The 347-nt window shown below is 54.2% G+C and carries 1 pseudogene; it reads left to right on the top strand.

What is annotated here, in order from left to right:
- Positions 1–51 precede the first annotated feature (51 nt).
- Positions 52–347: pseudogene (locus HMPREF2932_RS13705) on the top strand (transposase); the annotation flags it as partial.

Raw genomic sequence — 347 nt, 5'->3', positions numbered from 1 at the left:
TTTTTTCGGCACTAAGCGGGTATCGGCGGGGGTAGCCGGTAGTCTGATTTTGTGAGTCCATACATTCGCACTGTCAAGACCGCTTCCGGGGCAACTGCGGTTCAGGTGGTGTGGTCTGAGCATCGAGGGTCGAAAAAGCTTCAACAGGTCGGATCAGGACACTCACCTGATCAAGTTGAGCAGCTTAAAGCCCAGGCCCGGCGTCTTATTGATGCAGATCAACTCACCCTTGATCTTGGAGTAGAGCCTTCAGCAAGCAGGGGAACCGCTGATGACCCGGTGCCGGTGACAGAACAGCGGGCCGGTTACTTGTTGGACTGTATTGATGCGTGTTTCAACGAGTTAGG

Source organism: Corynebacterium sp. HMSC074H12 (genome assembly GCF_001813755.1).
GTDB lineage: Bacteria > Actinomycetota > Actinomycetes > Mycobacteriales > Mycobacteriaceae > Corynebacterium > Corynebacterium hiratae.
Note: the sequence above shows the minus strand (reverse complement) of the source record. Positions and strands in the feature narration are given on the sequence as shown.